General features: G+C 34.0%; 3 protein-coding genes. All 3 read right to left on the minus strand.

Features of this window, described 5'->3' with window-relative positions; translation table 11 throughout:
- On the minus strand, positions 1–332 hold a 332-nt coding region (locus NZ519_11460), incomplete at its 3' end, for a hypothetical protein (GenBank protein ID MCS7029370.1).
- Positions 333–480: 148 nt separating this feature from the next.
- Entirely contained in the window at positions 481–774 is a 294-nt protein-coding gene (locus NZ519_11465) for a methyltransferase domain-containing protein (GenBank protein ID MCS7029371.1), read from the minus strand.
- Positions 775–875: 101 nt separating this feature from the next.
- Positions 876–2,093, minus strand: a 1,218-nt coding sequence (locus tag NZ519_11470) for an FkbM family methyltransferase (protein ID MCS7029372.1), incomplete at its 5' end; no start/stop codon positions are given.

Raw genomic sequence — 2,093 nt, forward strand, 5'->3', positions numbered from 1 at the left:
TTACGCGCCTCCATAAAAAGCGAATCAGGTTTGTAAACAATACCGTTTTTTGATTCCAACTCAAAAGTATTCCAGTTGGGAATAGCACTTTCAAAAGCTGTTTTGATACTAATATCTTTGAATCCACATTGATGCAGTAAAAGGCTGAGCGAATAGCGGTCATACATCCATTGATGAACTTCGCCACTCATTCTAAATTTACCAATTTCTAAAAACTGTTCTTGTGCTCTAAAATAGGCTTGCTGCTTGACGTAATACTCCATTTCATAGGCAAATAACAAACGTTTTAGCCAGTGTTTAAAAGGACGCAATAAATTTTTTACTATATCCATAACCCCAAAGAAGTAGCTTCCACTACTTCTAATGTATTTTCTGTGTATGAATTTTGGTTTTTTGCTAAATAATAGCTCTAATTTGACGTGCTTCTGCTCCTATCCTTTCATATACATATTCTTCACAAGGGATTTTTTCTTGATACAATTAAGCTGCCATGTCACCACCGCTTCGAGCTCTTACGGCTTGATCGTACATTTCAAGCATTATCCATTCGTATTTGTATTGAGCCTGCGTGTTGCCTTGCAAGGCTAATTCTAAGTTTTTCAAATATTCTTTTACAATTCTTTCTAAATCAAGAATATCTATTCGTATGATACCATTGGGTTTTAATACTCTGTAACATTCCTGTAAAAACTTTTTGCCATCGCTTTTGCTAAAATGCTCTAATACGTGAGAATGATACACTACCTCAACTTTCGTCAGGAAAAGGAATCCCATTTAGCAAATTGTGGGCTTGTACATGCGGACTGTACTTACAAAGTCTACATTTATCCACGCTGGATGAAAACGTTGGCCACAGCCAAGATTGAGGTAGGTTTTCATATGCGATAAGCAAAAATATTTAATTGTAAATCCATACTTAGATACTCCGATATTCTTATAAATGGATGCTGTGAAAATACTCCTACATGTTGCACTTGATAACGAAATCCTGCCTTTTCTAATATTTCTAAAAGTTTATACAACTTTTGTTCTTTTCCAACAAAAGAGTGATATTCCACGAATAAACGTTCAACATTGTGTAATAGATCGCTACAATCTTCCAATACAATAACTTCAGCTCCTTCGATATCCATTTTCAGTAAATCTACTTTTTTGTTCAAGAAATCTCGTAAGCGACAGGTAGAAACTTCAATTAATTTCCCTGAGTCGGTTTGTGTTGCTATTCTACCTCCATCTGCACCCTCTGAATAAAACCTTAAAATAGTTTCTTCATTCCAAAGAGCTTTTTGAATCAGCTGTACATTTTCAAATCCAAAAGATTTTATGTTGAATGCAAGTACTTCAAAAATTTTGTTATCAGGTTCAAGGGCGATTATCTCGGCATTTGGATAAAGTTTCTTGAAATAAATGACACTTAAACCGACATTTGCCCCCGCATCAATAATGTAAGGGCGAGAACTTTTTGTTTGAAATTTGTATACTTCTCTTTCAAAGATTTTATTATGCATAAAACAAAAAGAAGCTGAATCTACAAATTTTATTATTTTTCCCAAAATATTTGTTTCACCTTTGATAAAGCGTGGAAGTTGACTTATTCTTGATAGTTCTTTCTGTATTTCATCAGGTTCTGATGGTTCTTCAATACCCCTGAAATGCAAATTTATAAATTGCCTTGTTTTTTTGGGAAGTACTGATTTTATAATTTTCTTTGAAGTACTCCCCAATCTTCCAAGGGTGGCTACCATTCTATCTTTGAAGGTTATTTTTAAAATTTTGTATAATTGAGAAACACTTTTTTTGTTTGCTTCTCCTACTTCATACTTACCCCATTCTGTCAGAATTTTTGCTTTATGCGGCAAAACAAAAAGATGTGAAAGCTCTTTTCTTACTTTACTTTCAGATGTCAGATTTAAAGCAACCGCTAACAATTTTGGGTTTTTAGAATAAAAAGGATCATGCCTGAAGTCCTCTTCCTTAAATTCAGCATAAGAGCCATAAATAGAAACTTTTGCACCAAAATAAGCAGCATAAGCAATATGCGAGCCAAAGGCATTGGTAGTTACATATTCAAAACGGCTCATCAAATATTGAAG

Source organism: Bacteroidia bacterium (assembly GCA_025056095.1).
Taxonomy (GTDB): Bacteria; Bacteroidota; Bacteroidia; order JANWVE01; family JANWVE01; genus JANWVE01.

Excerpts from the sequence above, each read along its gene's own strand:
- NZ519_11465 (MCS7029371.1), bottom strand. The coding sequence starts at position 774 with ATGGGATTCCTTTTCCTGACGAAAGTTGAGGTAGTGTATCATTCTCAC.